This is a genomic window from Streptomyces sp. Wb2n-11 (assembly GCF_001049855.1).
Lineage (GTDB): Bacteria > Actinomycetota > Actinomycetes > Streptomycetales > Streptomycetaceae > Streptomyces > Streptomyces altiplanensis.
In genome coordinates, this window is sequence record NZ_CVPB01000001.1 from 3,966,635 (window position 1) to 3,993,633 (window position 26,999).

The 26,999-nt window shown below is 72.2% G+C and carries 24 protein-coding genes; 13 read left to right on the forward strand and 11 right to left on the reverse strand.

What is annotated here, in order from left to right:
- Positions 1–7: 7 nt before the first annotated feature.
- Entirely contained in the window at positions 8–763 is a 756-nt protein-coding gene (locus BN1555_RS18200; protein ID WP_093800364.1) for an SIS domain-containing protein, read from the reverse strand.
- Positions 764–929: 166 nt separating this feature from the next.
- On the opposite strand from BN1555_RS18200, the gene BN1555_RS18205 reads away from it, so the two are divergent.
- Together BN1555_RS18205 and BN1555_RS18210 are read left to right on the forward strand one after the other, a co-directional pair.
- Complete coding sequence (locus BN1555_RS18205) at positions 930–1,622, forward strand: iron-dependent transcriptional repressor DtxR (RefSeq protein WP_093800365.1); 693 nt, start codon at positions 930–932, stop codon at positions 1,620–1,622.
- 572 nt (positions 1,623–2,194) lie between these two features.
- Positions 2,195–3,097: an alpha/beta fold hydrolase gene (locus tag BN1555_RS18210; RefSeq protein WP_093800366.1), complete on the forward strand. Its 903-nt coding sequence runs from the start codon at positions 2,195–2,197 to the stop codon at positions 3,095–3,097.
- 143 nt (positions 3,098–3,240) lie between these two features.
- On the opposite strand, the gene BN1555_RS18215 is transcribed toward BN1555_RS18210, so the two are convergent.
- From BN1555_RS18215 to BN1555_RS18225, 3 genes are read right to left on the reverse strand one after another with little or no spacing between them, the layout of a single operon-like run.
- On the reverse strand, positions 3,241–4,851 hold the full coding sequence (locus tag BN1555_RS18215) for a transporter (protein WP_176710068.1): 1,611 nt from the start codon (positions 4,849–4,851) through the stop codon (positions 3,241–3,243).
- Positions 4,848–5,669 carry an ABC transporter ATP-binding protein gene (locus BN1555_RS18220; protein ID WP_093800367.1) on the reverse strand — a complete coding sequence of 274 codons (822 nt, stop codon included), beginning with the start codon at positions 5,667–5,669 and terminating at the stop codon, positions 4,848–4,850. The genes BN1555_RS18215 and BN1555_RS18220 overlap by 4 nt, the downstream gene beginning before the upstream one ends.
- Positions 5,670–5,713: 44 nt before the next feature.
- Complete coding sequence (locus tag BN1555_RS18225; RefSeq protein WP_176710069.1) at positions 5,714–6,391, reverse strand: bifunctional DNA primase/polymerase; 678 nt, start codon at positions 6,389–6,391, stop codon at positions 5,714–5,716.
- Between the two features lie 286 nt (positions 6,392–6,677).
- Between BN1555_RS18225 and BN1555_RS18230 the strand changes: the two genes are divergently transcribed.
- From BN1555_RS18230 to BN1555_RS41655, 3 genes are all read left to right on the forward strand, one after another.
- Positions 6,678–8,063 carry an NsdA family TPR-like regulatory protein gene (locus BN1555_RS18230; protein ID WP_093800368.1) on the forward strand — a complete coding sequence of 462 codons (1,386 nt, stop codon included), beginning with the start codon at positions 6,678–6,680 and terminating at the stop codon, positions 8,061–8,063.
- A gap of 231 nt (positions 8,064–8,294) precedes the next feature.
- Positions 8,295–9,281: a hypothetical protein gene (locus BN1555_RS41650; protein ID WP_369688983.1), complete on the forward strand. Its 987-nt coding sequence runs from the start codon at positions 8,295–8,297 to the stop codon at positions 9,279–9,281.
- Positions 9,275–9,886: a hypothetical protein gene (locus BN1555_RS41655; RefSeq protein WP_255306079.1), complete on the forward strand. Its 612-nt coding sequence runs from the start codon at positions 9,275–9,277 to the stop codon at positions 9,884–9,886. The genes BN1555_RS41650 and BN1555_RS41655 overlap by 7 nt, the downstream gene beginning before the upstream one ends.
- 112 nt (positions 9,887–9,998) lie before the next feature.
- Here the strand turns inward: BN1555_RS41655 and BN1555_RS18240 are convergent, their stop codons facing one another.
- Positions 9,999–11,333 carry an ABC transporter substrate-binding protein gene (locus BN1555_RS18240; RefSeq protein ID WP_093800369.1) on the reverse strand — a complete coding sequence of 445 codons (1,335 nt, stop codon included), beginning with the start codon at positions 11,331–11,333 and terminating at the stop codon, positions 9,999–10,001.
- 171 nt (positions 11,334–11,504) lie between these two features.
- Here BN1555_RS18240 and BN1555_RS18245 point away from each other — a divergent pair, with 171 nt between their 5' ends.
- Both BN1555_RS18245 and purU read left to right on the forward strand, forming a co-directional pair.
- Complete coding sequence (locus BN1555_RS18245) at positions 11,505–11,951, forward strand: SCO4402 family protein (RefSeq protein WP_093800370.1); 447 nt, start codon at positions 11,505–11,507, stop codon at positions 11,949–11,951.
- A gap of 29 nt (positions 11,952–11,980) precedes the next feature.
- Positions 11,981–12,883 (forward strand): formyltetrahydrofolate deformylase, encoded by a 903-nt coding sequence (gene purU, locus BN1555_RS18250; protein ID WP_093800371.1) that lies wholly within the window; start codon positions 11,981–11,983, stop codon positions 12,881–12,883.
- Between the two features lie 36 nt (positions 12,884–12,919).
- On the opposite strand, the gene BN1555_RS18255 is transcribed toward purU, so the two are convergent.
- A complete protein-coding gene (locus tag BN1555_RS18255; protein ID WP_093800372.1) occupies positions 12,920–14,149 on the reverse strand; it encodes a maleylpyruvate isomerase N-terminal domain-containing protein in 1,230 nt (409 codons plus the stop codon).
- Positions 14,146–14,730: a sigma-70 family RNA polymerase sigma factor gene (locus BN1555_RS18260; RefSeq protein ID WP_093800373.1), complete on the reverse strand. Its 585-nt coding sequence runs from the start codon at positions 14,728–14,730 to the stop codon at positions 14,146–14,148. The genes BN1555_RS18255 and BN1555_RS18260 overlap by 4 nt, the downstream gene beginning before the upstream one ends.
- A 252-nt stretch (positions 14,731–14,982) precedes the next feature.
- On the opposite strand from BN1555_RS18260, the gene BN1555_RS18265 reads away from it, so the two are divergent.
- The 4 genes from BN1555_RS18265 (at position 14,983) to BN1555_RS18280 (ending at position 18,617) form a co-directional block, all read left to right on the forward strand.
- Positions 14,983–15,357, forward strand: a complete 375-nt coding sequence (locus BN1555_RS18265) for an STAS domain-containing protein (protein WP_093800374.1) — start codon at positions 14,983–14,985, stop codon at positions 15,355–15,357.
- Between the two features lie 40 nt (positions 15,358–15,397).
- A complete protein-coding gene (locus BN1555_RS18270) occupies positions 15,398–15,937 on the forward strand; it encodes an EF-hand domain-containing protein (RefSeq protein ID WP_093800375.1) in 540 nt (179 codons plus the stop codon).
- 436 nt (positions 15,938–16,373) lie between these two features.
- Complete coding sequence (locus BN1555_RS18275; RefSeq protein ID WP_093800376.1) at positions 16,374–16,841, forward strand: ATP-binding protein; 468 nt, start codon at positions 16,374–16,376, stop codon at positions 16,839–16,841.
- Positions 16,842–17,378: 537 nt separating this feature from the next.
- A complete protein-coding gene (locus tag BN1555_RS18280) occupies positions 17,379–18,617 on the forward strand; it encodes an MFS transporter (protein ID WP_255306432.1) in 1,239 nt (412 codons plus the stop codon).
- A 267-nt stretch (positions 18,618–18,884) separates the two neighbouring features.
- Here BN1555_RS18280 and BN1555_RS18285 read toward each other — a convergent pair whose 3' ends face one another.
- Both BN1555_RS18285 and BN1555_RS18290 read right to left on the reverse strand, forming a co-directional pair.
- Entirely contained in the window at positions 18,885–19,538 is a 654-nt protein-coding gene (locus BN1555_RS18285; protein WP_093800378.1) for a pyridoxine/pyridoxamine 5'-phosphate oxidase, read from the reverse strand.
- A 268-nt stretch (positions 19,539–19,806) separates the two neighbouring features.
- Positions 19,807–20,454 (reverse strand): TetR family transcriptional regulator, encoded by a 648-nt coding sequence (locus BN1555_RS18290; RefSeq protein WP_093800379.1) that lies wholly within the window; start codon positions 20,452–20,454, stop codon positions 19,807–19,809.
- Positions 20,455–20,822: 368 nt separating this feature from the next.
- Here BN1555_RS18290 and BN1555_RS18295 point away from each other — a divergent pair, with 368 nt between their 5' ends.
- Together BN1555_RS18295 and BN1555_RS18300 are read left to right on the forward strand one after the other, a co-directional pair.
- Positions 20,823–21,734 (forward strand): AfsK-binding protein KbpA, encoded by a 912-nt coding sequence (locus tag BN1555_RS18295; RefSeq protein ID WP_093800380.1) that lies wholly within the window; start codon positions 20,823–20,825, stop codon positions 21,732–21,734.
- Between the two features lie 206 nt (positions 21,735–21,940).
- Complete coding sequence (locus BN1555_RS18300; RefSeq protein ID WP_093800381.1) at positions 21,941–24,478, forward strand: protein serine/threonine kinase AfsK; 2,538 nt, start codon at positions 21,941–21,943, stop codon at positions 24,476–24,478.
- Positions 24,479–24,574: 96 nt separating this feature from the next.
- On the opposite strand, the gene BN1555_RS18305 is transcribed toward BN1555_RS18300, so the two are convergent.
- Both BN1555_RS18305 and BN1555_RS18310 read right to left on the reverse strand, forming a co-directional pair.
- Positions 24,575–26,047 carry a cytochrome P450 gene (locus BN1555_RS18305; RefSeq protein WP_093800382.1) on the reverse strand — a complete coding sequence of 491 codons (1,473 nt, stop codon included), beginning with the start codon at positions 26,045–26,047 and terminating at the stop codon, positions 24,575–24,577.
- Complete coding sequence (locus tag BN1555_RS18310; RefSeq protein ID WP_093800383.1) at positions 26,047–26,964, reverse strand: SDR family NAD(P)-dependent oxidoreductase; 918 nt, start codon at positions 26,962–26,964, stop codon at positions 26,047–26,049. The genes BN1555_RS18305 and BN1555_RS18310 overlap by 1 nt, the downstream gene beginning before the upstream one ends.
- Positions 26,965–26,999: the final 35 nt, after the last annotated feature.

Below are 26,999 nucleotides of genomic sequence, written 5' to 3' on the forward strand. Positions count from 1 at the left end.
GGCCCCCTCAGCGGCGGAAGAAGATCCGGTCGCGGTACTCCGTCATCACGCGGCCGTTCCATTCGTGGCCGCCGTCGACGTTGCCCGAGCGCAGCAGGGGCGGTTCGATGCCGCGCTCCGCCAGGTCGCCCGCCGCCGTGGCCAGGACGGCCTGCATCAGGGCGCTCGTCACCACCGTCGAGGCGGGGGCGAAGGGCGCCTCGATCCCCTCCGCGGTGAGTTCGGCGTCACCCACCGCGATCTTGCTGTCGAGGACGATGTCGCAGTGGTCCTTGAGGTACGTGCCGGAGACGTGCCGGGACTTCGTCTCGCGCGCGTACGTCAGCGAGGTCACGCCGATGACCTTCAGGCCGAGCGCCTGCGCGTTCATCGCCATCTCCACCGGCAGGGCGTTGCGGCCCGACAGCGAGACGACCGCCAGTACGTCGCCCGGTTCGGCGGGGCTGCTGTCCAGCACGGCTCCCGCGAGCCCGTCGACGCGTTCCAGGGCGGAGCCGAGGGTGGCGGGCGTGACGTCCACGCCGACGGTCCCGGGAACGGCGAGAAGGTTCATCAGGGCGAGGCCGCCGGCCCGGTAGACGACGTCCTGGGCGGCGAGCGAGGAGTGGCCCGCGCCGAAGGCGAAGAGCCGGCCTCCCGCCGCCACGGTGTCGGCGATGGCGGCGCCGGCGGCCGCGATGTTCCCGGCCTCCTCGTCGCGGACCCGGTGCAGCAGCCCGATCGCGGCGTCGAAGAACTGACCGGCCAGCTTGCTTTCGCTCATCGCGGAGGAGCCCCTTCCAGCGGTACGTCGTACGACGGTGGCGCGGATCACGTTGCGGTCTGGACCAGTGCCGTGTCAATACGGCTTCCCACCGGCGCGACACGGTTGTCGGTGCTATGCGTCAGAATTGGGTCAGGGCCAGCGCACGAGTAATCGAGGGGCACGTATGTCCGGACTGATCGACACGACGGAGATGTATCTCCGCACCATCCTCGAGCTCGAGGAAGAAGGCGTGGTCCCCATGCGCGCCCGTATCGCCGAGCGGCTCGACCAGAGCGGACCGACGGTGAGTCAGACCGTGGCGCGCATGGAGCGCGACGGTCTGGTGACGGTGGCGGGCGACCGTCATCTGGAGCTGACCGGCGAGGGCCGGATGCTCGCCACCCGCGTGATGCGCAAGCACCGGCTCGCCGAGTGCCTGCTCGTCGACGTGATCGGCCTGGAGTGGGAGCAGGTCCACGCGGAAGCCTGCCGCTGGGAGCACGTGATGAGCGAGGCGGTGGAGCGGCGCGTCCTGGAGCTGCTGCGCCACCCGACGGAGTCTCCGTACGGGAACCCGATCCCGGGTCTGGAGGAACTGGGCGAGAAGGCCGGGGCCGATCCGTTCCTGGACGAGAACATGGTCAGTCTGAACGACCTGGAGCCGGGCCCGGAGGGCAAGACCGTGGTCGTACGCCGGATCGGGGAGCCGATTCAGACGGACGCCCAGCTGATGTACACGCTGCGTCGTGCGGGTGTGCAGCCCGGATCGGTCGTGAGCGTGACGGAGTCGCCCGGCGGGGTACTCGTCGGCAGCAGTGGTGAGGCCGCGGAGCTCGGCGCCGAGGTGGCCTCGCACGTTTTTGTCGCCAAGCGCTGACACCGGCGTCCTGGCGGCAACGTTGCGCGGTCCGGCGGTGGTGGGGCCGGGCCGGCGATCCTCCGGAATCCCAGCGACCGGGCGGATCGCGTGCCAGGCTGTGACGGAGGCACATGACGTGAGGGCCGTCGGCCGGTCCGCCGGCCGGTCCGGCAGGGCCAGGTCGGTCCGGTCGGTCCGGTTCAGTCGTCCGGTTCGGTGGGGGAGGGGGCAGGGGATGCGCCCGTCGCGTCGGCACCCGCTGGGTGCCGCTCGTGTTCACGCTGTCCGTCGGGAAGCTGTCCGTCGGCAAAGGGGTGGCTCCGGCGCCCTGAGGCGCCGGAGCCCGTCCTCCCCTGTGCTGACCCGGAGCCCCGAGCTCCCAGGGTCAGCCCCCGCGGACCGTCTTCCCCGAGCGGCCCGCCTCCCGTTGAAGATCTCCCCTCGGCAGCGGGAGCCAACCCTTGAGAGCGGTCACTCGAACGAGGGGTGTTGCGCGCCAAAACCGTGTTCTCGAATGCGGGTTCGATAGTCTCGCTGGGCTCGACCACTCATCAATGGACCACCCGGGGACGAAGGGGGTGCCAGGACATATGGTGCGGCGCATCGATGTGACCGGAGCCGGCGGCGTACGCCTCGCGGCCTGGGAGTTCGCCGACCCGCCCAAGGGGAGCGGAGAAACCGACCGGGCCTCCGGGGTCCTCCTGCTCCACGGACTGATGGGCCGTGCCGCGCACTGGGCGGGCACCGCGCGCTGGCTCTCCGAGCGCTCCCGCGCGGTCGCCCTCGACCAGCGCGGACACGGCCGCAGCGAGAAGCCGGCCGACGGCTCGTACACGCGCGAGGCGTACGTCGCCGACGCCGAAGCCGCGGTCGAGCAGCTGGGCCTCGCACCCGTCACCCTCATCGGCCACTCCATGGGCGCCCTCACCGCCTGGCAGCTCGCCGCCAAGCGCCCCGATCTCGTCCGCGCCGTCGTCATCTGCGACATGCGGGCCAGCGCGCTCGGCGCCGCGTCGCAACGGGAGTGGGAGGACTGGTTCAAGTCCTGGCCCGTCCCGTTCGCCACGCTGGCCGACGTCCGCAAGTGGTTCGGTGAGGACGACCCCTGGGTGGAGCGGCCGAGCCCGGGCCGCGGCGAGTTCTTCGCCGAGGTCATGGCCGAGCGCGCCGACGGCTGGTACCCGCTCTTCTCCCGCCGCCAGATGCTCACCTCCCGCGAGACCTGGGTGTACGAAGCCCACTGGGAGGAGCTCGCGCTGGTCCGGTGCCCCACCCTGGTGGTCCGCGGCCTCGACGGAGAACTGGGCCGCGCGGAGGCCCAGGAGATGGTCAGGGTCCTGCCGCGCGGGCAGTACGCCGAGGTGGTGGACGCGGGACACCTCATCCACTACGACCGGCCGGACGGCTGGCGCGCCGCGATCGAGCCCTTCCTGGAAGCGACTGCCGAGGAGCCCGTCGCCCCCGCCCCTGAGGCGCCCCTGAGGCGTCCCTGAGGCGTCCGTGAGCCCGCCCTCCCCCCCGGTGGCCGTCGCTCCCGCTCCGGCGGAGCCGCAAGCGGCGGCCGCGCCCGGGGGGTGGGGGCCGGCAGGTGCCACCGACGGGGGCCGGTGGCCACCGAGCCGTCCGTGCCCGGCGGTCAGCCCTTGCTGACCGCCGTCAGGATCTCCGGCAGCCGCGCCGCCGCCTGCGGCGCCGCCCAACGCACGCCCGCCCACGAGATCAGCGCGCCGTACGCCGCACCCAGCGGCAGCACCAGCCACAGCCAGCCCCGCCCGTCCGCCACGTGCAGCCAGATCGTCAGCGCGATCAGCGGAGCGCACAGCAGTGCCGCCGCGACCATGCCGCCGAGGATCGAGATCCAGGCGAGGCCCGCCTGCCCCGGAGCGACGTTCTTGTGCGCGCTGTCCTGCGGGATCGAGTACGGGAAGCGCACCGAAGTCACCGCTCCCGTCGCCAGCATCGCGCCCAGCAGAGCGAAGGACAGTCCGAGCGCCTCGGGAAGGGCCCGCCAGTCCCCCACCAGCGCCGCCGTGACCACGGTGACCAGCGCCGTGTACGGAAGCGTGATCACCAGCAGCGCCAGGGCGCGCGCCCGCAGTTCCTCGTACGCGTCCCGCGTCGTGGAGATCGTCGTCGCGACCATCCAGAAGGCGGACGTGTCCTGGCCGAACTGGTTGTACATCTGGATGCCGAGCATCCCGGCCGCGAAGCACGCGAAGTAGACCGTGCCCGTTCCCTGGAGCGCGTTGAACACCGGGACGATCAGCCCGATCGCCAGCGAAGTCACCCACGCGGCCTTGGTCTTGGGGTCCCGCCGCACGTACCGCAGACTGCGCTCGATCACCGTTCCCGTACGTCCGCCGGCCAGGAACCGGCCGCCGAACCCCGGCGACGACTCCTGGCCGGCCGGCTCGCCGGCCTGGAGCGTCGAACCGTCCGGGGACGTCATCAGCCCGACCAGGCTGCGCTCCCAGGACCACAGCAGCGCGGCCAGCGCCGCCACGGCCAGCAGCAGCTGGGCCGCGCCACGGCCGTACGCCCCGTCGCCCACCGCGTCCACGGCGCCGATCGCAGACGCCGGCGGCACCCAGCTCAGTACGTCCGCGACCGGGTCGAGCCTCGCGAGCCCGCCCGCGTTGGAGAGCCGCTGCGCGCCGAAGTTGACCACCTGGATGCCGACGGCGATCACCAGGCCGCTCAGCACGGCCAGATCGCGTCCTTTGCGGCTGGTCAGCAGCCGCACGTTCGCCGCCGCCACGGCCCGCGCCAGCGCCACGCACAGGAGCAGCGTCAGCGCCACGGCGAGGACACCGGTGGCGGCGGCCGCCGCGCCGCGCGCCACGGCGATCACCGATCCCAGAGCCAGGCAGAGGGTGAACAGCGGTCCGATGCCCACGAGTGACGCCGTCAGCAGCGCCCGGATCAGCGGCCGGGGCCGCAGCGGCAGCATGACCAGGCGGGACGGGTCGAGCGTTTCGTCGCCGCTGGGGAAGAACAGCGGCATCACCGCCCAGCCGATCCCGACAAGGGCCGTCAGCAGCACCACGACGGTCACCGCGTGCTCGTTCCCGCGCAGCACGACCAGGCCGATCAGCTGGAGCGCCGCGAAGAGCAGCGCGAACACCGCGGACGCGATGTACGCGGCCTTGCGGCCGGACGACTGCCGCAGCCCGTTGCGCAGCAGCGACAGCTTCAGCCGTACGAAGACGGAGGTGATCCCGGGAACGGCCGTGGCGCCCGCGCTCACCGGGCGCCGCCGCCCAGCCAGTCGAGGCTCTCCCCGCTGTCCCGTCCGTTCGCGCCGACCAGTTCGAGGAAGGCCCTCTGGAGGGAGGGCGCGTCGCCCCGTACCTCTGCGAGCGTTCCCTGGGCGCGGATCTGTCCTCCCGCCATCACCGCGACCCAGTCGCACAGCGACTCGACGAGCTCCATCACATGGCTGGAGAAGACGACGGTCGCGCCGGACGCCGTGTACCGCTCCAGTACGCCGCGGATCGTCTGCGCCGACACGGGATCGACACCTTCGAAGGGCTCGTCGAGGAAGAGCACTTCGGGATTGTGCAGCAGGGCGGCGGCCAGGCCGATCTTCTTGCGCATGCCGGTCGAGTAGTCGACGACCAGTTTGTGCTGCGCGCCCGCCAGGTCGAGTACGTCGAGGAGCTGCGTCGCCCGCTTGTCGACCTCGTCGCCGGGCAGCCCCCGCAGCCGGCCGGAGTAGGCGAGGAGTTCACGCCCCGACAACCGCTCGAAGAGCCGTAGCCCTTCCGGCAGTACGCCGATCCTGGCCTTGACCGCGACCGGGTCCCGCCACACGTCGTGCCCGCCGATCAGGACCGTTCCCGCGTCGGGCCGCAGCAGCCCCGTGACCATCGACAAGGTGGTGGTCTTGCCCGCCCCGTTCGGCCCGACCAGGCCGATGAACTTGCCCGCGGGCAGTTCCAGATCGATGCCGGCGACGGCGATCTGTTCGCCGAACCGCTTCCACAGGCCCTCTGCACGTACGGCGGCGGGCGGCGCCGTGTGCGCTCCGCCCGCCTCTTCTGGTCCCACTGCCCGGTCACGCATGCAGCACAGCCTCCAAGTGTCCCCGTCCCGCTACGGGGAACACCCTACGGTCGGCGTGTGCGCGCAGCGGCTGCCTCTCGCCCGCAGGAATAGGCGAGGGGGCTGATCAGTTCCTCCACGTCCGGCAGCCACCGGTTGGCCGGTGTGGGGCGGCGCGCCCACTGCACCGCGCCCATCCCGCCGAGCCGGGTCGGAGGCGCCGCGACGTAGTCGCCCTCGCCCCGCGTCGTCAGGTCGATCGCGGTCGGTGCCCAGCCCAGCTTGCGTACCAGGTCCGGCACTTTGGCACCGGCTCCCGGCAGGACGAAGAACAGCATCCTGCGGTCGGGGGTGCAGGTCACGGGGCCGAGCGTCAGCCCCATGCGCTCCATCCGGGCCAGCGCCAGGAATCCGGCCGACTCGGGTACGTCCAGGGCGTCGAAGGAGCGGCCCGTCGGCAGCAGGATCGACGCTCTCGGCTGCTTCGACCACAGGCGGCGGGCCGCGGTGGCGCTGCCCGTCGCCTGGGCCGCCCAGTCGGCGGTGGCGGGGTGCGCGCCGGGAGAGGCGCAGGAGGGGACGCCGCACGAGCAGCGCTCGACCCCCTCGTCCGCCTCCAGCCAGGTGCCGGGGAACACGTCCCAGTGCCGTTCCTCCGCGTACCGCACGGCGCTGTCCAGCAGTTGATCGCCGCGCTGATGGGGGATCTGGGCGGCGTCCGTGACTCCGATGGTCTCTTCCACGAACAGCTCAACTCCCGCCGTCACCCCGGGTTACGGGCGTGCGCCGCCTTGCGGGAGGAGCATCGATCCTGCACGCGGGGCGCACCGGTGCATGGCCGGGGGCGCGCATGCGACTGAACGGCTGCGGGCGGGTAGCCACAGGTACGGAAGCCCGGGAATGACGGCCAAAAGACCACCAATACCGTTCTCTTCCGGCATGTTCCGCATTCTCTGCATATCCGCCGGGCAGTGATCAGCGTGATTCAGTCCATGAGTCACGGACCACTGCGGCACCAGGGGGTAGTCAATGGCAGCCAGGCCTCTCGTCGCCCGCCAGCCCAACGAACGGTTGCAGGCGCTCATTCAGGAAGCCGGATGCTCCAACGCCGGGCTCGCCCGCCGCGTCAACATGTGCGGCGCCGAACACGGTCTCGACCTGAGGTACGACAAGACATCGGTCGCCCGCTGGCTGCGCGGACAGCAGCCGCGCGGGCGCGCACCCGGCATCATCGCCGAAGCGATCGGGCGCAAGATCGGCCGTACGGTCACGATCGACGACATCGGCATGACCAACGGCAAGAACCTGACCTCCGGGATCGGCCTGCAGTTCTCGCCGACCGTGCCCGGCGCGATCGAGCAGGTCTGCGAGCTGTGGCGCAGCGACGTGGGGCGCCGCGGCTTCCTGTCGGGCACGGCGGTCGCCGCGTCGGCGCTCGTCGAGCCGAGCCGTGACTGGCTGATCACGGGCGCGGACACCCAGGTGGCCAGGACGGCGGGCGGCGGCCGGGTCGGCGCGTCGGACGTGGCGGCGGTACGGGCGACCACGGAAGCCCTCGTGGAGCTGGACCACCGCTTCGGCAGCGGGCACGTCAGGCCGGTCGTCGTGCACTACCTCAACAGCGTCGTGTCCGGGCTGCTCTCCGGTTCGTACCGCGAATCGGTCGGCCGGGACCTCTTCGCGGCGGTGGCGCGGCTGACGGAACTGGCCGGCTACATGGCCGTCGACACCGGCCAGCCGGGGCTCGCGCAGCGCTACTACATCCAGGCCCTGCGGCTCGCCCAGGCGGCGGACGACCGCGGCTACGGCGGGTACGTACTGGCCGCGTCCATGAGCCACCTGGCCGCCCAGCTCGGGAACCCGCGCGAGATCGCGCAGTTGGCGCGGGCGGCGCAGGAGGGGGCACGGGGACGGGTGACACCGCGCGCGGAGGCGATGTTCTGCGCGGCGGAGGCGCGCGGGCACGCGCTGATGGGCGACGCGCGGGCCTGCGACGCGATGGCGGCCAAGGCGCTGGGCGCGCTGGAGCGTTCCGGGGACGGCACGGGCGACGACCCCGCGTGGATCACGCACTTCGACCACGCGTACCTCTCCGACGAACTGGCGCACTGCCACCGCGACCTGGGGCAGGGGAAAGCGGCGGCGCGCCGCGCCCAGGAGGCCCTGGACGGCCATCCGGAAACGCGGGCGCGGCGCCGGGCGATCGGTCTGGTCGTACTGGCCACGGCGCAGGTCCAGCAGCGCGAGATCGAGCAGGCCTGCGACACGGGCACGCGCGCGGTGGAGCTGCTGGACACGGTGCGGTCGAACCGGGGAGCGGAGTACCTGGAGAACTTCCAGCAGCGGCTGGAGCCGTACCGCGACGAGCCCGCGGTGCGGGAATTCGGCGCCCGGCTGGAGATGCAGGCGGCCTAGGGACTTTCCCGGGGCCCGGCGGGGCCCTGCGGGGCCCTGACGGGGCCCTGACGGGGCCCTGACGGGGCCCTCAACGGGGCTTTATGGGGCACAACCTGTTACAGGACCCCCCGCCGGGCCTCCGGCGGTATGTGTGGGGACGGTGGGCGCGTGGCAAAGGCGCGGTGTCACCCGGTAGCGTGAACCGACGATTCCGTAGGTCCACACATACGTCCACACGTAGGAGTCCCGGTGACGCAGAGCGGACAGGGTGACGAGTCGCAGCTTCCCGCTGCGCGGCCGCCCGCGCACGAGGGTGTCGTGCTGCCCGCGGACGGCAGTGGCCCCTGGGCGCCCGGGGCACCCGAGGAGCGGGTGGCTCCGGCGGGTGGACAGCCGTGGGGCGGGCCGTGGGGCCCTCAGCAGCCCGCTGCCGCCCAGCAGCCGCAGCAGCAGTACGGCGCGCCGCAGCCGCAGTACGGGACGCAGCAGTACGGCGCCCAGCAGCCCGGCGCTCTGCCGCAGCCGCAGCCGGGAACGCAGCAGCACCAGCCGCAGTACGGCGCGCAGCCGCAGCAGCAGTACGGCGCCCAGCCGGCACAGCAGCAGCCGCCGCAGTACGGCTCCCTGCCCCAGCAGCCGCAGCAGCAGTACGGCGCTCAGCAGCCGCAGCCCCTGCCCCCGGAGGCCCCCGCGGGAACCCCGGCAAGCGAAGCGGATGCCACGCAGTACCTCCCGCCCGTGCCGCCGGCCGGACCCGGCGCCCTGCCGCCCGAGAACCCGGCGGACCCGACGCAGTTCCCCGGCCGTCACCAGAGCGCTCCCGCGCCCGCTTCCGGTGGAGCCCCGGCGGGCGACGCGGACGCGACGCGGTACCTCCCGCCCGTGCCGAACGCCCAGGGCGCTCCCGAGGCGCCCGCCGGCGCCCCCTTCGGCATCCGCCCCGGCGGCCCCGAAGACCGGCAGCCGCCCGCCGAGTTCGACAACCTCTTCCGGGCCGGCGCCGGGCCGCAGGCGGCGGAGGGCACCCGGCAGATGCCGCACTTCGACGGACGGCCCCAGGCGCAGCCTCAGCAGCAGCCGCCCTACCAGCAGCCGCAGTTCGGGGCCGCCCCCAGGGCCGTGCCGCGCGCCGCAACGCCGCCGCGCAGGCTCCGGCCGCGATGCCCGTGCCTCCCGCGGCCCCCGCAGGGGGCGCGGGGACTGCCCCGCGCCGGCGCAACTCGCCCTTGGTGCTGATCGCCGCGGTCGTCGCCGGCTGTTCCGTGCTCGGCCTCGGGGCGGGTGCGCTGCTCAGTGGCGGCGAGGAGGAGAAGCCCGAGGACAAGAAGCCGGTCGCCGCGGTGAGTTCACCGGCGGGCGAGACCTCGCCGCAGGCCGCCCCCGACCCGGCCGAGCCGCAGGCCGAGTCGCTCGACGCGCTGCTCGCCGACAGCAATGACAGCCGCGCCTCGGTCATCAGCGCGGTCCAGTCCATCGGGGCCTGCAAGGACCTGCCGAAGGCGGCGAGCGACCTGCGGACCGCCGCCAAGCAGCGCAACGAGCTGGTGACCCGCCTCCGGGGTCTGGCCGTCGACAAGCTGCCGAACCACACCGAGCTTTCGGCCTCGCTCACCAGCGCGTGGAAGGCGTCGGCAGCGGCCGACAACCACTACGCCGCCTGGGCCGACCAGGTCGCGGGCAAGAAGGGCTGCAGGAAGGGGCACGCGCAGTCGACGCCGCAGCAGCAGGCGGGCAACCGCGAGAGCGGCAAGGCGTCGCAGGCGAAGAAGGAAGCCGTCGGCATGTGGAACGCGATAGCGAAGCGCTACGGCCTGACGGAGCGCGACGCCACGCAGCTCTGACCGCGGCCGGCGAGCAGGAGCCGGGACGACAGGTCGGCAGGTCGCAGGAACAGGGAGGGGGACGGACGGCCCGGTTCGGGCGCCCCTCCCCCTCCTCCCGTCTCTCCGTGCGTCAGCCCGCGGAAGGTGCCTGCACCAGCGTCTTGCCCACGTCCACGAAGCCCTCCTTCACCGACACCAGCCGCCCCCGGCGCACCACTTGGAACGTCACGTACCTGTTGACGATGCGGGGAAAGTCCCGTGCCGCCAGCAGGTGCTCCAGGCGCCAGCTGAGAGTGGGCGTGAGGCCGCCCGTCTCCACTCCCTCGTTCTGGTTCAGGGCACCGACCACGTCGGACGCCGCAACGCTGTCCGTGCCGTTCTCCGCGAGCGATTCGATGATCCCCTTGAGCACGGTGTACGCGATCCAGGTGGTCTGCACTCCGGTGTCGGCCGGGTCGATCCGGTTGTCCGCGAAGGCGTGTTCCCGGATCACCTTGCGCATCGGGTCCCAGCGCGCGTCGCTCGCCACCGGGTACCAGCCCGTGACGTACGCACCCTCGAAGGGCCCGTCCTTGCCGCCCGTGCGGTCGAGGAGCGGCTGCCCGACGCTGCCGAGGACCGACGCGACCCGGACGTTCCCGTGAACCTCCGGCTCCAGTCTCCGGAACGAGTCGAAGAACGTCTCCGTACGGTCGCCGAGCACCGCCGTGACGCAGCCGGTCCCGGTCCCGTAGGCGTCGAAGGCGCCCGCGCTGCTGAGCGCCTCCCGTGCCTGCGCGGTGTAGTCGTTCGCGTCCTCCGCCGCCAGGATGTCGGTGGCCGCCTTGCGGTCGCCCTCCGCGAGGCCCGAACCGAGGAGCGTCGCCAGGTCGTCACCGGCGACCGTGTCGGGGCGTACCAGGGACACGCGGTCGCAGTCGCGGGCGAGCTGCCTGCCGTTGCCCGCGAGGAGGGCCGCCTGGCCGCCGTTGACGGGGTACGAGAGCGGGCTGTTGAACTCCTTGTCGGAGGCGCCGTAGCCGCCGAGGTAAGGGATTCCGGCGGTCTCCAGCGGCGCCATGAAGGCCCGGCCGTGCTGGCTGTACGAGCCGACGACCGCGATCACGCCCTGCCGCACGGCCTGTTTGGCGCACTGGGCCGCGCCGACGGTGGTGTTGTGCTCGTTGCAGGTGACGACCTTGAGCTCGTGACCCGCGAGACCGCCGTTCGCGTTGACCCAGCGGGCGTAGGCCTTCGCCATGGCGGGCATGCCCGGCATGTTCGTGGCCGGGGTCCCTTCGGGGGCCCACGTCATGACGGTCACGGGCTCCCCGGAGTCCCCCGAGGCCCCGGGGAGCAGCGCACAGCCGGCGAGCAGCGACGCCCCTACCGCCGCTGCCGTACCCGCGGCTACCGAGGCCGTGGCCTTCGAGAGGAATGTGAGGGAGGAGCGGGAGGAGGAGGAGGGACTTCGCCGTCCGGTCATGTGTGCACACGCTTCCGCCCCATGGGTAACGGAGGAGTGAGCATGTCTCAACGAAGGGTGACGTCGAAGTGAATTACGGGGGCCCGTACGTCCGTGCCATCAGGGAACGTACGATTTGCAACCGTGCAAGGTTCGGTGAACTCTTCCCGTCGCGGCCGTCGCTCCCCCACCATGGGCGGCATGCCGCTCAATGACATGCCGTGGTGGCGCTGGCGCACGAACGTGCGATCCGCGCTGCACATGCTCTCCGACCCCGTCTTCCAGCAGCAGTGCTGGCTGGCGGGCATCGAGGGCTACGGAGACGTGACAGACGCCGTGTACCGGCTGGTCGAGGACACCTGGCTGGACAACTGGTCGGCCGAGAAGTACGTCGGCACGATCTTCCGGGACTCCCAGGAGGCCTCGCTCGTCGACGCCGCGGTCCTGCGGGTGCTGAAGATCATGCACCAGGTGGGCGCGGACGCCCCCGTTTCGGCGTACCTGGAGCACCACGCCTGGCCGGAGGCGGTACGGGCGGCGCGCGAGGCGCACGTACGGCTGGCGGCGAACGACGGGGACGACCCGGACACCGAGCCGCGCACGCTGGAGGTCATCCGCATTCTGACCGGGGCGGCCTGACCTCCGCCGGATGTGGAATCCTCGGAGGCATGAGTGCCCCGCAGCCCGCCCCGTCCCCCCTGCCCCCGTCGGACCGGCCCTCCTCGGACCAGTACGTCCTCACCCTCTCGTGCCCGGACAAACAGGGCATTGTGCATGCCGTGTCGAGCTACCTCTTCATGACCGGATGCAACATCGAGGACAGCCAGCAGTTCGGTGACCACGACACCGGTCTGTTCTTCATGCGGGTCCACTTCTCCGCGGAGGCTCCGGTGACCGTGGAGAAGCTGCGGGCCAGCTTCGCCGCGATCGGGGACTCCTTCCGGATGGACTGGCAGATCCACCGCCCCGAGGAGCGGATGCGGATCCTGCTGATGGTCAGCAAGTTCGGCCACTGCCTGAACGACCTGCTCTTCCGGTCGCGGACCGGCGCCCTGCCGGTGGAGATCACGGCGGTCGTCTCGAACCACACGGACTTCGCCGAGCTGGTCGGCTCGTACGACATCCCCTTCCACCACATTCCGGTGACGCGGGAGAACAAGGCGGACGCGGAGGCGCAGCTCCTCGAGCTCGTACGTTCCGAGAACGTCGAGCTGGTCGTCCTGGCCCGCTACATGCAGGTCCTCTCGGACGACCTGTGCAAGCAGCTGAGCGGCCGGATCATCAACATCCACCACTCCTTCCTGCCGAGCTTCAAGGGCGCCAAGCCGTACCACCAGGCCCACGCGCGCGGTGTGAAGCTCATCGGCGCCACGGCGCACTATGTGACGGCCGACCTCGACGAGGGCCCGATCATCGAGCAGGAGGTCGAGCGGGTGGGCCACGACGTGACGCCGGAGCAGTTGGTGGCGATCGGCCGCGACGTGGAGTGCCAGGCGCTGGCGCGGGCGGTGAAGTGGCACAGCGAGCACCGTGTCCTGCTCAACGGCCGCCGCACGGTGATCTTCGCGTAGGCGCGTAGGGCCGGTGAGGCGGGCCGGGCCACGGGCCTACAGGCGGCTCAGAGACGCCGCCGCGAAGAGCACGTCGCGGATCGCCTCCCGGTCGCCGTTCTGTCCCGCCGCCGCGTCCTGCGGCGGCACGTGGCCCGAGGCCAGCCGGCAGAACTCGACGCCGTCCAGAGCGACATGGGCCACCTTGTGCGCGGCCGAGCCGACCGCCGCCGGGGAGTCCAGCGGGATGTACCAGTCGCCGCCGCCCGCGCCCTCGATCTCCAGGTGGAGCGAGCGGCCGGGCGAGCCCGGCGTCACCAGGTGCCGGGCCGGGGTCGCGAGACCGGCTCTGCGGCGGGCGGCGAGGGTCGCCGGGATCAGCCGGGCGACCAGGTCGATCATGCGGTTGAGGTGCGCGGCGGTCGGCGGCTCGTACGGATAGTGCACCGCGTTCGCGATGTCCTCGGCGTGCACCCAGCACTCGAAGGCGCGGTCCAGCAGCGCGTCGCGCAGGGGCAGGGCGAAGTCGCCGTACGAGACGGAGAGCTCGGCAGCGCCGCGGCCCGCGAAGGACACCGTGCGGATGAGGGCGTGGCTCTGCTCGCGCCACGGTTCGCGGACGGTGCGGGTCGGCGGGAAGCGGGAGGAGCGCCAGTACGACTCGGTGCGCTCCGACGGCGATTCCGGTCCTGCCGCGCCCATCGGGTCGTCGAGGCCGAGCGCCTTCGCGACCAGGCCGTCGACCGTCATCAGGTGGCCGATGACCCCGGCGACGGTCGTTCTGCGGGTCGTCGCCTCCTCGCCGGCGAACCACTTGAGGCGCACCGGCGCGTGCCACTCCGAGTCGCCGATGTCCCGCAGCAGGGCGTCCAGGCGTGCCGTCTCGGCGTCGTACGGCGTGGTCCAGCCGGGAACGGGGACGCGCGCGGGCCGGCGGCCCAGGCAGCCGTCGAGCACGCGGTTGCGCAGCAGCGGGTCGAGGTCCAGGCTGCGCTCGGTGTGGAGCAGGCCGACCGCGTCCCGCAGCCGCAGGGCCTCCTCCGCGCAGGGGGCGCACGCGGTGAGGTGGTCCTCGACCGCCTCGGTCTCGTCGGTCGCGCATGCGGACAGCGCCCAAGCGCCCAGCAGCGACTTGAGCACGTCGTGGGAGAGGACCTCGGGCGGCGGGAGCGGGACCGCCACCGCCGCCGGCACCTCGAGGTCGTCCGCCGCCGCTCTCGGCGCCGGGATGCGCGGAGTCCGGTCCTCCGGCGGTTCCGGTCCGGCCGGTCCGTGTCTCCCGCTCATCCGTGCTGCCCGTGTCCGGGAGGAAACGGCAGACCGTCCTGGTGGTGCGGGTTCGCCGTGGACAGCAGCTGCAGCCCGAGCCGCAGCCGCCTGCGCGCCTCGTCCTCCGTGACCCCCAGGTCGGCCGCCGTCTGCCGGTAGTCCCTGCGCTGGAAGTACGCGAGCTCCAGCGCGGCCCGCAGCGGCGCCGGCATCGACGTCACGATGTAGTCCGCGCGGGCGGCGGCCGAGGCCCTGCGGACCTTCTGCTCCAGCTCCTCCGAGGTGCCGTCGCCGCCGTCCGTCAGCGCAGCGGCCCCGGTCTGCCGCAGCCGCTGCACGGCCTGCCGGTGGGTGAGCCCGGCAACCCAGGACCTCATCGAGCCCTGTTTGGGGTCGTACGCGTCCGGGTGCTCCCAGACGTGACCGAAAACCTCGCGTGTGACCTGGCCGGCGGCCGCGTCGTCGTCGAGCACCCGGTGGGCGAGGCTGTGCACCAGCGAAGCGAACCTGTCGTACAACTCGCCGAGCGCCGCCGCCTCGCCGCGCGCGAGCCGCTGCTGCATCCTGCGGTCCCAGCGAGGCGGTGCGTCCTTCCCCATGCGGCCCCCAGCCCTGTGATCCTGCCCACCACGTGCCCTGCGCCCCTTGTCACTCCTTTTCGAATGTAGTGCGAGCCACTGACAACGCATGCCCCTTTACGGTAAGTGTGTCCGCGTGCCGGTCCGGGATGATAATGATCCGGCCCCTCGTTCCGGTCCTTCCGGGGCAGGGAGTGTTTCGTGGGAGAGCGGCGGGGGCAGCCGCGAGTGGAAGGACGACTTCCGCATCGGCAGAACGAAAGGTCCGGACGCGTGACGCTGAAGGTGATCGAGGCCGAGCACAACGCCTGGGCCGTACTGCACGTCTCCGGAGAGCTGGATCTGGTGACCTCGCCCGCCGTCCGCCAGCACGTGCACGAAGCCGTCGCGCACGGCCGCCACCGCGTGGTGCTGGACCTGTCCGAGGTTCTCTTCTGCGATTCCAGCGGGGTCGGCGTCATGATCGCCGCCCGCCGTCTGATGCACTCCTGCGGCGGCGACCTGCGGCTGATCCTGCCCGCCCGCGGCGCGGTCGACGGTTCGCACGTCAACCGGGTGCTCGCGGCCCTCGGCGTACGCCGCCTCTTCGAGGTCTTCCCCGACGTGGCCACGGCCGCCGACGACGAGGCGCAGGCGCTCTCCGCCTGAGAGGGCGCCGGTCCGCCCGCCCACGTCGTACCCTCCCTCCATGGACAGCGCAGAGCACGAGCGCAAGGCGGCCGCCCGCTTCGCGAGCTTCGACCAGGACGGCAACGGATACATCGACCGTGAGGACTTCAGCGCCGCGGCGGCGGCGCTGCTGGCCGAGTTCGACACGGCGGCCCGCTGCGACAAGGGACAGGCGCTCTACACAGGCGCCGAGGCCTTCTGGCAGGGCATGGCGGGCATCGCCGACGTGGACGGGGACCAGCGGGTCACCCGCGAGGAGTTCGTCACGGGTGCGGTGAAGCGGCTGGGGGACAACCCGCAGCGGTTCGCCGAGATCGCCCGCCCGTTCCTGCGCGCGGTGGTCGCCGTCGCGGCCGAGGAGGACGGCTCGGGAGTCGCCCCGCAGGCCGCGGCCCGGGTGCTGCGCGTGCTGGGTGTGCCCGAGGACACCGCGCGGGGCGTGGCCACCGCGCTCGACGCGGACGGTGACGGCCTCATCGGCGAGGAGGAGATCCTCTCCGCCTTCGCCCGCTACTACTGCACGGCGGGGCCCGACGGCCCTGCCGCCCCCGGCGCCTAGGACGCACCGCCCTGCCGGGGCCGCCGAGTCGGTTCGGCGGCTGATCCTGCGACTGATGAGCGATTACCGTGCGTCGATATCGGGTTGTGTCCTTCACGTGCACTCGTCACGGCCCGGAGTCGGCGTGTGCTCCGGTACTCTCCGTGGGATGCGAGTGGTTGTGATGCGCAGCTGTCCCGGCGTCGCCCGTGTGGTGACTCCGGGCCGCGGGATGTGCGCCGCTCGCACCGTGCGGGGGCGCCCTGCGTGCCCCTGTTCGACTTCCCGCAGCGTGCGTCGCACAGTATGCATCACGCGTACTCCTTCGCGCTGGAATATGCCCGAAGCGCTTGTTGCGGTGACTGTACGTCAACCATGCTGTCTCGCAAGGGAATCACGTTCCGTGACCCTGTGGAGACGCGAGGCGATGTGTCCGCCGGTTCGGATGGTGTGAGCGGTGCAGGTGCTTCAAGTGCAGTTGGAGGTAGGGGCCGACCCTGCCGAGGTGGGACGGGCCCGGAGATGGGCGCGCTCACGGCTTGTCGGCTCAGGGATAAGGGCCGACGAGCCACTGGCCGAGACCCTGATCCTGCTCATCTCGGAGCTGGTCACCAACGCGGTCGTGCATACGGGTTGTCCGGCCGTACTGCGGATGCTCTTCGGCACCGCTGACGACGGCACGGTCCGGGTCGAGGTCGCCGACACCAGTGCCTGCCCGCCGAAGCCCCGGCACGCGGAGGGCGACGACACCAACGGGCGCGGGCTGGAGCTGGTCGACGGGCTCGCCGACCGGTGGGGCTGGCAGTCCGAGGGGGCCGGCAAGCGGATCTGGTGCGAGGTCGACCGGGGGGCGCCCGTGGTGACGACGAGGGCGTACGAGGCGGTCACGTACGAGCCGTCGCGCGCTGTCACCCACAGCGCATGACCCGCACATCACCGAACGGGTGTTGACGGCTCGTGACAGCCTGATGACCCTGGGGTGAGGCGGTCCGTCGCGAGGGGACGCCGAGGATCAGAGGCGTGCTGTACTGCCCGTCCTTGGCGAGTGCGGTCCGTGGTCCGGCGTCAGCTCCTCCGGGGCAGGAGGGGCAGGGCCTGTACGCCGGAGCCGGGTGGCGGCCCTTGTGCCGTGCTCGGGGCGTGCGGAGGCGCGCCGCCACCCGGTTGCCCGAAGCGGGCGCACACCGACGGGGCGACGGCGCGCCCCGCGGTGCGGCCGGTTCCACGCCGTAACGCGAGACCGCCCGCCCGCCGGCCTGTCCTGCCCCGGCCCCTTGCTGCGATCGGCGCGGCAACCCCGGTCGCCGCGGCACCGCTCGCGGCCGCTCGCGCTCGTCTTCCCGATATTCCTGGTGCGGAAGCGGCACGCCGTACTCCTTGCCCCGATTAAACGGTGGCTGGTGTAGACCTTTACCTGATACATCTCTGCGCTGTGACGGACAAGCGTGCAGCGCCCCAGGAGATTCCCGAGAGGGCCGCGGAGAGGGCGCCAGGGCCGCGAGCGGCCTCCGGAAGCCTCTGGAACCACAACTTCCGGCTCTTCTTCGTGGCCCGTACGGTCGCCGTCTTCGGCGACGGCATGGTCCCCGTCGCCCTCGCGGCGGGCCTGCTCGGCGCGGGCCGCCCCGGCTCGTCCGTCGGTTACGCCCTCGCCGCGTGGATCGGCCCCTTCGCGGCGCTGGTCCTCTTCGGCGGCGTACTCGCGGACCGCTTCACGCCCCGCCGGATGATGATCCTCGCGGACGGCCTGCGGCTGGTCGGCGCCTCGGTGCTCGCCCTCTCCTTCGCGGCCGGCAGTCCGTCGGTGTGGGTGGTGTACGGGCTGAGCGCGGTCAGTGGCGTCGGTGCCGCGCTCTTCCAGCCCGGGGTCGCTTCGATCATTCCGCGCATCGCGCACGACGTACAGGAGGCGAACGCGGTCCTGCGCGTCTGCGAGGCACTGATGACCATGGCGGGCCCGGCCTTCGCGGGGCTGGTGGCCGGCCTCTCCGGCGGGGCGGGCGCGGTCTTCGCCGCCAACGCCGCGACCTTCGGGGTGAGCGGGGTCTGCCTGTTCCTGCTGCGGCTGCCACCGGCCGGCGTCCCGGTCGGGCGCGGCTCGTTGATGGCCGAACTGGTCGACGGGTGGCGCGAGTTCACGGCGCGCAGCTGGCTGTGGGGCGTCATCGCGATCTGGACGGTGTACGGGCTGACCGTGGCCGGCCCGATGCTGCCGCTGACGGCGGTCCTGGTGACCGAGGAGCACGGATCGGGGATGTACGGCGCGCTGATGGCGGTCAACGGCGCGGGCAGCGTCGCGGGCGGTCTGCTGGCACTGCGCCTGCGTCCGGGGCGCCCGCTGGCGGCGGGAGCGGTGGCAATGCTCGGGGTGGTGGTGGACCTGGTGGTGCTGGGACTCGGCATGCCCGTACCCGCCCTCGCGGCAGGGCAGTTCATCGCCGGCGCGGCTTTCGCGTTCTGGCTGGTGATGTGGTCGACGACGGTCCAGACGCACGTCCCGGCCGACGCGCTGAACCGGCTGCACGCGTACGACGTGTCCGGATCGCTGCTGATGATGGCGGCGGGGCGGGCGCTGGCGGGTCCGGTGGCGGAGGCGGTGGGGGCGGAGAGGGTGCTGCTGGCGGGGGCGGTGGTCATGGTGGCGGTGGTCGGGGTGCTGCTCGGAGTCCGGCCGATCCGGGAGCTGCGGCGCATGCCGTGACACCGGACGGTTCGGTGTCACGGTTCCTTCGGACGATGTCCTTCGGGCCGCTCGCCCGGGTTTTTACGCGCCGAAAGCCCGAAAGCCCGAAAGCCCGAAAGCCCGGAAGCCCGAAAGCCCGGAAGCCGAGCGGCGTGGCCGGGACGGCCGAATCCGCCGCGCACACCGTCCCCGTTCCCGTCCCGCCCATGCCCCGGGCCCGGCTCTCAGTTCCCTGCCGGTCCTGCCGACCGACCCGCGCCACCAGGGGTGTCGTCGCTCGGGTGCCTACGGCCAGAGCAGTTCCCGCGCCCACTCCGCGCCGCCGTCCCGCCGGTACCGCAGCCGCACGTGCCGGCGCCTGGCGTCCCCCTGGAAGAACTCCACCTCGGCGGGGTCGACGACGTACAGCGTCCAGGTCGGTACGCCGGCCTCCGGCTCGGTCTGTGCCCGTTCCCACGCGGACTCCGACGAACGCGCCAACTCCTCGTACTCCGGCAGGACTTCGCTCTGCCGCCCCACCAGCGCGGAGGCGAGCGCACCCGTCGACCGTGCGTGCAGGTCGGCCCGGCTCTCGTCCGGCGTCCCGGTGGTCACCGCGCCCCTGACCCTTACCTGCCTGCCCTGCGCCGCCCAGTAGAACCCGAGCGCCGCGTGCGGGTGTGCGGCCAGCTGGCGGCCCTTGGCGCTGGTGGAGTGGGAGGCGAAGTGCCAGCCGCGGTGGTCCGCGCCGTGCAGCATCACGGTCCGTACGTCGGGGAGCCCGGCCTCGTCCACGGTCGCCAGGCTCATCGTGTGCGGCTCGGGCTGTCCGGCGGCGACGGCCTCGGCGAACCACTGGTGGAACAGGGGGAGCGGCTCGTGCGGTGCGGCGGCCAGGTCGAACGCGGGGAGCTCCGTGTCCCATACGCGCTGGGAGCGGAGCAGGTCCTGGAAGGTCATCCGGTCATCTCACACCATGCGCGCGAGAGCCGCACCACGGCTCCCGGCCGGGCGGGCGCGGCGGCGTTGCGGACGCGACGGGAGCGGGCGGAGAATGCCGCAGCGGCGGACCGTGGCGCGGTCCGCCGCTGCGTAGACAGGACTGGGGGCAGGGCCCGGGGTTCAGTGACTCAGGAGGTATCGGACTCCGGGGCTCGAGGGCGTCAGGACTTCGGAACTCAGGACTTCGGGGCTTCGGGGTTCGAGGGCTCGGGGTCTGCTTCGCGTGCTACTTCGTGGGCTTCTTGCCGGTGATGCCCAGGTGTACCAACAGGGCCAGATGGGGCTTGAGTTCGTTCTGCTTCACACCCCAGGACTGGAAGCCCTTCTGGTGCGAGGCGACCGCCGCCAGCATCGCGACGAGCGAGCCGGCCATCGCCGCCGGACTGATGTCCTTGTCGACCTTGCCCTTGGACTGGAGCTCCTTCACCGCGTCCGCAAGGGAGTTGGTCACGGAGTTCAGGATTTTCATGCGGATCTTGTGAAACCGCTTGTCGCCCTCCGCCGCGCCGAGGTCGACCACCCGGAGGATGGCGTCGTTCTTGCGCCAGAAGTCGAGGAAACCCTCGACGAGGTCTTCGGAGGTCGACCAGCCGGCCTTTCCGACCCAGGAACGGCCGGAGGCGAGTTCGGCCAATCCGGCGCCTTCTTTGGCCATTTCTTCCGCGATCTCGAGGACGGCGCCCTCCACATCGGGGAAGTACTGGTAGAACGTCGCCGGGGAAGTGCCCGCTTTCCGGGCCACATCGATGACTTTGACGTCCCGGTAGGGTGAGGAGCTGAGCATTTCACTGAGGCAGTCGAGCAGCTTCTGCCGCGTCGCCTGACCGCGTCGTCCGGCCACACGGCCATCGACGGTGCGCACTTGTCCTGTCATGCCGTCAGCTTACCGACGGGTGATCGGAGCGCGATTTGGCCGACTGCAAATGGGGAATCGGCCTGCTGCGCCTGCCCGGCCGCAGCCTGCCTGTGGCCTGTCCGCGCTCGGCCTTCGGCCCTTCCGCGGCTCTTCCGTGACCTGTCCGCGAACCGTCACCGGGGTCCGCGGGCCGACTTCGACCCGAATAGTCTTATCAACAGCCTGTGGACAACTTCGGTGGAAAAGTCGTGCGCCCCAAGGTGAATGCCCTCGCGATTGGCCAAGTGTTCGATTTTCTTTCCTGCGCGAAGAGCGGCGGCCCGTTAGTTTTGCGGTGATGGGAGCCACGCATTGCCCTGCCCTGTGTGACGGAAGGACCCGGGCCCATGGCCGTATATGCAGAAGGCATGCCGTGCTGGGTGGATGTGACGCTTGCCGACGTCGAAGCGGGCAAGCGGTTCTACGGTGCGCTGTTCGGCTGGACCTTCGAGGACCCGGGCGCCGACGACCGGGGAAGAGCGGTGTGGGCCGGCTTCGTCAACGCCCTCAGCGAGGGCAGGAAGGTCGCCGCCCTCGCGCCCAAGCGCGACGGGCGCATGCCCACCGCCTGGGGCGTCTACTTCGCCACCGACGACGCCGTGGCACTCGCCCGGAAGATCAGGGACGCGGGCGGCCAGATGGTGACGGATCCGCTGCCCGTTCCCCCGCTCGGCACGATGGCCGTGGCCGCCGACCCGGGCGGCGCCGTCTTCGGTCTCTGGCAGGCGGGCAGCCACACCGGTTTCGAGAAGCGGGACCTGCCCGGCTCCTTCTGCTGGGCCGAGGTCTACACGCGCGACAAGGAGCGGGCCGACCCCTTCTACGAGACCGTCTTCGGCTTCCAGGGCTACGACCTCGAAGAAGCGGGCGAGGACTTCAGGACGTGGTCGCCCGCCGGCGCCGACCCCGGCCCCGACACGGCCATCGGTGGCCGCAGCGTCATAGGCGACGCCTTCCCGGCCGAGATGCCCGACCACTTCATGATCTATTTCGTGGTCGACGACTGCGACGAGGCCGCGTCGCGGACCGTCGGTCTCGGTGGCCGGATCCAGGCGCCGCCCTTCGACACGCCCCACGGGCGGATCGCGGTTCTCACCGACGACCAGGGCGCCGTCTTCGCCGTACTCGCCGAGCAGACCGGGCGCACCGAGTCCGCCGGGACCGCGGAGCACGCCGAGGTCCCGGAGCATGCCGGGGCCGCAGAGCCCGCCGGGGCCGGCGAGACCGCCGGATCCAGGGAAGCCGGAACCGGGGCGTAACGGGCCGGCGCGGAGCGGGCCGCCGCGGTTGTGGTGCGCCTGCGCGACCTGTCCGAATCCGGGTGAGACACCCCGTTCCGCCCCGGGTTCGCCACCGCCGCTTCGGACAGGAAGAATCAGGGTGCGCACCGCTGGGTGGTGCCCAGTGGTGAGACGCTTCACGGGGCTGTGTTTGCGGCCTCGTACGGGGAGGTGGCAGGCAAGTTATGGATCAGCTGACGCAGCACGACCCGCGGCGGATCGGCCCGTTCGAGGTGCTGGCACGGCTCGGGGCCGGCGGCATGGGGCTGGTCTATCTCGCGCGGTCGGCGTCGGGCCGGCGCGTGGCGATCAAGACGGTGAGGACCGAACTCGCCGAGGACCAGCTGTTCCGCGTCCGCTTCACGCGTGAGGTGGAGGCCGCGCGGGCCGTCAGCGGCTTCTACACGGCCGCCGTCGTGGACGCCGATCCGCGGGCGGCGGTGCCGTGGCTGGCCACCGCGTACGTACCCGCGCCCTCCCTCGAAGAGATAGTGAATGAATGCGGGCCGATGCCGGTCCAGGCGGTGCGCTGGCTGGCGGCCGGCATCGCCGAGGCGCTCCAGTCCATCCACGGGGCGGGCCTGGTCCACCGCGACCTCAAGCCGTCGAACGTCCTGGTGGTGGAGGACGGGCCGCGCGTCATCGACTTCGGCATCGCGTCCGGCGTCTCGAACACCCGGCTGACCATGACCAACGTCGCCGTCGGCACGCCCGCCTACATGTCGCCCGAGCAGGCGCGCGACTCGCGCAGCGTGACGGGCGCCAGCGACATCTTCTCGCTCGGCTCGACGCTGGTCTTCGCGGCGACCGGGCACGCGCCCTTCCACGGGGCGAACCCGGTGGAAACGGTCTTCATGCTGCTGCGGGAGGGCCCGGACACCGAGGGGCTGCCCGACGAGCTGCGTCCGCTGATCGAGTCGTGCATGCAGCGGGAGGCCGTACGGCGGCCCAGCCCGGCCGACCTCCAGGCACAGCTCTCGCCGCACCTCTTCGCCTCCGGCCAGGACGACAGCGGTACGGCGTCCGCGTGGCTGCCGGCGCGGGCCACCGCGATGATCGAGGAGCGGCGGGGCGGCCGCCCGGCGCTGCCGAGCGCGCCGCCGTCCCGGGCGCACTCCACACCGCCGAGACCGCCGGGACCGCCGCCGTTCGCCCCCGTGGCGTCCCGGGTCCAGTCCCCGCCGCAGTCCCAGCCCCACTCCCAGGCCCCGGTCGCTCCGTCCCAGGCCTCTTCCGCCTCCTCCGCCGCTCCGACCTCTCCGATCCCTTCCGCCTCTCCGGCACATGCGTACACCGGTGGCCACGCGGCTCACCCCCCGCAGCACGCCGTACGGCTGCCCGGGGCCAAGGTGCCGATCGGGCCGGGCCCCCGCGTGGCCGACGGCCGCACCGCCGCCGTCCAGGTGCCGGGCGAGCAGGCCACCGGGTGGATCAGGCCCCCGGCCGGGGTCGTCCCCGGGAACGGCGCGGACGCCGCCACCGGCGCCGTGCCTCCGCCCGTGTCGTCCGCGCCCCTGCCCCTGCCCCCGCCCCCGTCCATTCCGCCGCCCTCGCCGTCGGTGGACGGCGCCGGTCCCTCCGGGGGGTGGCGGCCGTGGCGGTTCCGCATGTCCAACGACGTGTGGGGGACGCCCGCCGTCGCGGACGACCTCGTCTACGTCACCTCCTTCGAGGTGCACGCCCTCGATGTGGCCAGCGGCCGGCGGAAGTTCAAGACGCGTGACGTCGCCTGGGCGATGGCGGTCGCGGGCGGGCGCATCCACGCCTCCGACGGCCCCACGCTGTACGCCCTGGACGCGGTCGACGGCCAGGAGCGGTGGCGGCTGCAGACCGACGCGTGGGTGTACTCCCTCAAGGTCGACCGCGGCACCGTGGTGACCGGCACGCGGGGCGGCGGCGTCCAGGCGCGGGAGGCGTCCAACGGCCAGAAGCTGTGGGAGCTCACCGGCGCGCAGACCGACTTCGAGACCCCGGAGGCCGGTCCCGCCGTACACGACGACACGGTGTACGTGTGGCAGGGCGCGAGGCTGCGCGCCCTCGACGCCCGTACCGGCCTGGAGCGCTGGTCGTACCCGATCGGCGACGCGGCGTCCTGCGGGGGAGTCCCGCTGCGGCTGACGCCGGCGCCGGACGGCTGTGTGTACGTCGCCGCCGGCACGCGCGTCCTCGCCATCGACGCCGCCGGCGGCCGTGTGCGGTGGCACTTCGAGGCCCCCGCGGTCTTCCTGAGCCCGCCCGCCTTCGCACCGGGCCCGGCCGTCACGGGCGGCGGCGTCTACCTCGCCGACTACCTGGGCACGGTGTACGCCCTGGACGCCTCCACCGGCAAGGACCGCTGGCGCATCGCCACCGAGTCCCGCCAGTCCATCGAGCCGGTGCTCGTCGCGGCGGGCAACATCCACGTGGGCAGCGGCAGCGCGCTCTACACCCTGGACGCGGTGACCGGCACCCCGAAGTGGCGCTTCGCGGCGGGCGGCGAGGTCGTCGGCGCCCCGGTCGTCTCCGACGGGCGCGTGCACTTCGGCTCGGCGGACCACTGCCTCTACACGCTGGACGCGAGCGGCGGCCAGCTGCGCTGGAAGCTCGCGACGGGCGGGGAGATCACCGGGTCGCCGGTGGCGCAGAACGGCGTGGTGTACGCGTGCAGCAAGGACCGGTGCGTGTACGCCCTGGACGCGGTGAAGGGCACGGCGACGGGCCGTACGTCGGGCACCCGGGCCTGAGCCCGCCGGCCTGCCGGTGGGGCGGAAACCGGTGGGACGGGAACCTGCGGGGCCTCCGCTTCTGCCGGAGGCCCCGCAGGTGCGGACCGCGCGGGTCTACGCGTCCGGGGTGCCGGTGTACGGGCATCCGGAGGGTGCGGGGCCCTCGGCCGGTGCCGGCACGGCTGCCGGTCCGGCGCTTCCGCGGCCGTGTGTCCGGTCGCGGGAGGCCAGCCGCACCATGACGTCCCGCAGCGGGCGCAGCGAGATCACCGGTGAGCCGTACTGCAGCGCGTGGCCCGGGATCATGCTGATCCTGAACCTCTGGTTGATCATCGCCACGATGGTCCGCAGTTCGAGCAGCGCCATGGAGTTCCCGATGCACTGGCGAGGCCCCGCCCCGAAGGGGAAGTAGGCCATGCGGGGACGTTCCCGTACGGCCTGCGGGGTGAAGCGGTACGGGTCGAAGGCCAGCGGGTTGTCCCAGTAACGGGGATTGTGGTGCGAGACCAGCGGCGAGACGAGGACGGAGGAACCGGCCTCGATGTCGTATCCGCCGAGGGTGTCCGGGCCGACCGCGGCACGCGGGAAGATCCAGATGGGCGGGTGCATCCGCAAGCTCTCGTCCACCACCATCTTCGTGTACGTCAGCGCGTCGGTGTTCTCGGCGTCCGGTGGTCCACCGCCCAGGACCCGGTCGATCTCGCCGCCCAGCTCCTCCTGCACCGGCGGGTGGTTGGCGATCGACAGGAGCGTCCAGCAGAGCGAGACGGCGGTCGTCTCGTGGCCCGCCAGGTAGATGGTCAGGAGCTCGTCGCGGATCTCCTGGTCGGTCCAGGGCTCACCGGTGACGGGGTCCACGGCCTGTTCCATCAGGGAGGTCAGCGAGCCGTCGCCGGTGCGCGCGTATGTCTCGCGGACGTCTGCGACCACCTTGTCGAAGACGTGGTGGATGCGGTCGATCTTGCGCTTGCGGTCGGTCGGAAGCCAGGAGGGCAGCATCTCGGACGCCGTGCCGCGCCGGAACATCACCTCGACCACGTCGTCGACGATCTGCTTGAGCACGCGGGACGAGGGCTTGATGTCGTAGGCGAACAGCGAGCGGCTGAGGGTGACCAGGGTGAGCCGGAGCATCTCGGTCATCAGGTCCACCGGCTCGCCGCGCGCGGCCTTGCCGTCCCACTCGTCGAGCATCTCCTCCGTGGCCCGGACGATGTTCGGGACGATGCCGAGGACGGCGTTCTTCTGGAACGCGGGCTGGACGGCGCGGCGGTGACCGCGCCAGTACTCGCCGTCCGAGGTGAGCAGGCCCTTGCCCATGACCACGCCGAACTGCTCGTACAGCGGGCCCCGTACGTAGTTGCCGTGGTTCTTCACCAGCACCTGGTGCACCGCCTCGGGGCCGGTGACCTGGTGGACGGTCATCGGGCCGAGCCGCATGCGGACGACCTCGCCGTAGTCGCGTTGCAGGCCCAGCAGGAACTCGGCGGTGTTGCGGCGCCAGGAGCCGAGGCTGCCGAGCAGCGGGACCCCCTTGGGGCCGGGGGCCGTGGTGGCGGCCCGGGGGGTGGCGGGCGTGGCGGCGGTCATCACTGGTCTCCTTGGTGTCGGGGCTGCGGCCCGCTCGGCGTCGTCCGCCGGGCGTCGGCGTTGTTCCGGGGCACGGGAAACACCCGCCGTACGAAGAGGTTGTCGAAGACGGCGTCCGGGGCCAGCCGGCGCAGCGCGATGGTGCTGCGGGCGAGGAGGCCGACGGGGTAGCGGGCGTGCGGGCGGGTGCTGCGGACGGCTTTCTCCACCACGCGGGCGACGTCGTCGGAGTGGATCGCGAAGGTGCCGGCCAGGGTGCGCCGGCTGCCGGTGTAGATGGCGTCGAAGTACTCGGCCGTGCGCCGGCGGAAGTCCTCGTACTCCTCGTTGACGGGTTTGAGGTTCGCCACGTAGGTGTCACCGAAGCCGGTGGTGCGTACCGGGCCCGGTTCGATGAGGACCACCCGGACGCCGAAGTCGGCGACCTCCAGCCGCAGGGCGTCGCTCAGGGCCTCGACCGCGTGCTTGGACGCCTGGTAGAAGCCCCCGCCGGGGACCGCGTAACGTCCGAAGACCGACGAGACGTTGACGATGGTCCCGCTGTGCGCGGCCCGCATCGCGGGGAGGACCAGTTGGCTGAGGCGGGCCAGACCGAACACGTTGGTCTCGAACTGCCGCCGCATGTCCTCCAGGCCGGCTTCCTCCACGACGCCGGACATGGCGTACCCGGCGCTGTTGACGAGCGCGCCGACCGAGCCGTGCTCCGCTTCGACGGTGTCGACGGCGTCGCGCATGCTGTCTTCGTCGGTGACGTCCAGGCGCAGTGTCCGTATGCCTTCGGCGGCCAGCCGGGCAAGTGTCTCCGGCTTGCGCGCCGTGGCGTACACGGCCGTCCCGGCCCGGTGCATCCGCAGTGCGCAGGCACGGCCGATACCGGAGGAACAGCCAGTGATCAGCACGGGAAGCGGTGCCGCCATCCCACTCTCCTATTCTCTGCCCCGACCGGCGGGGT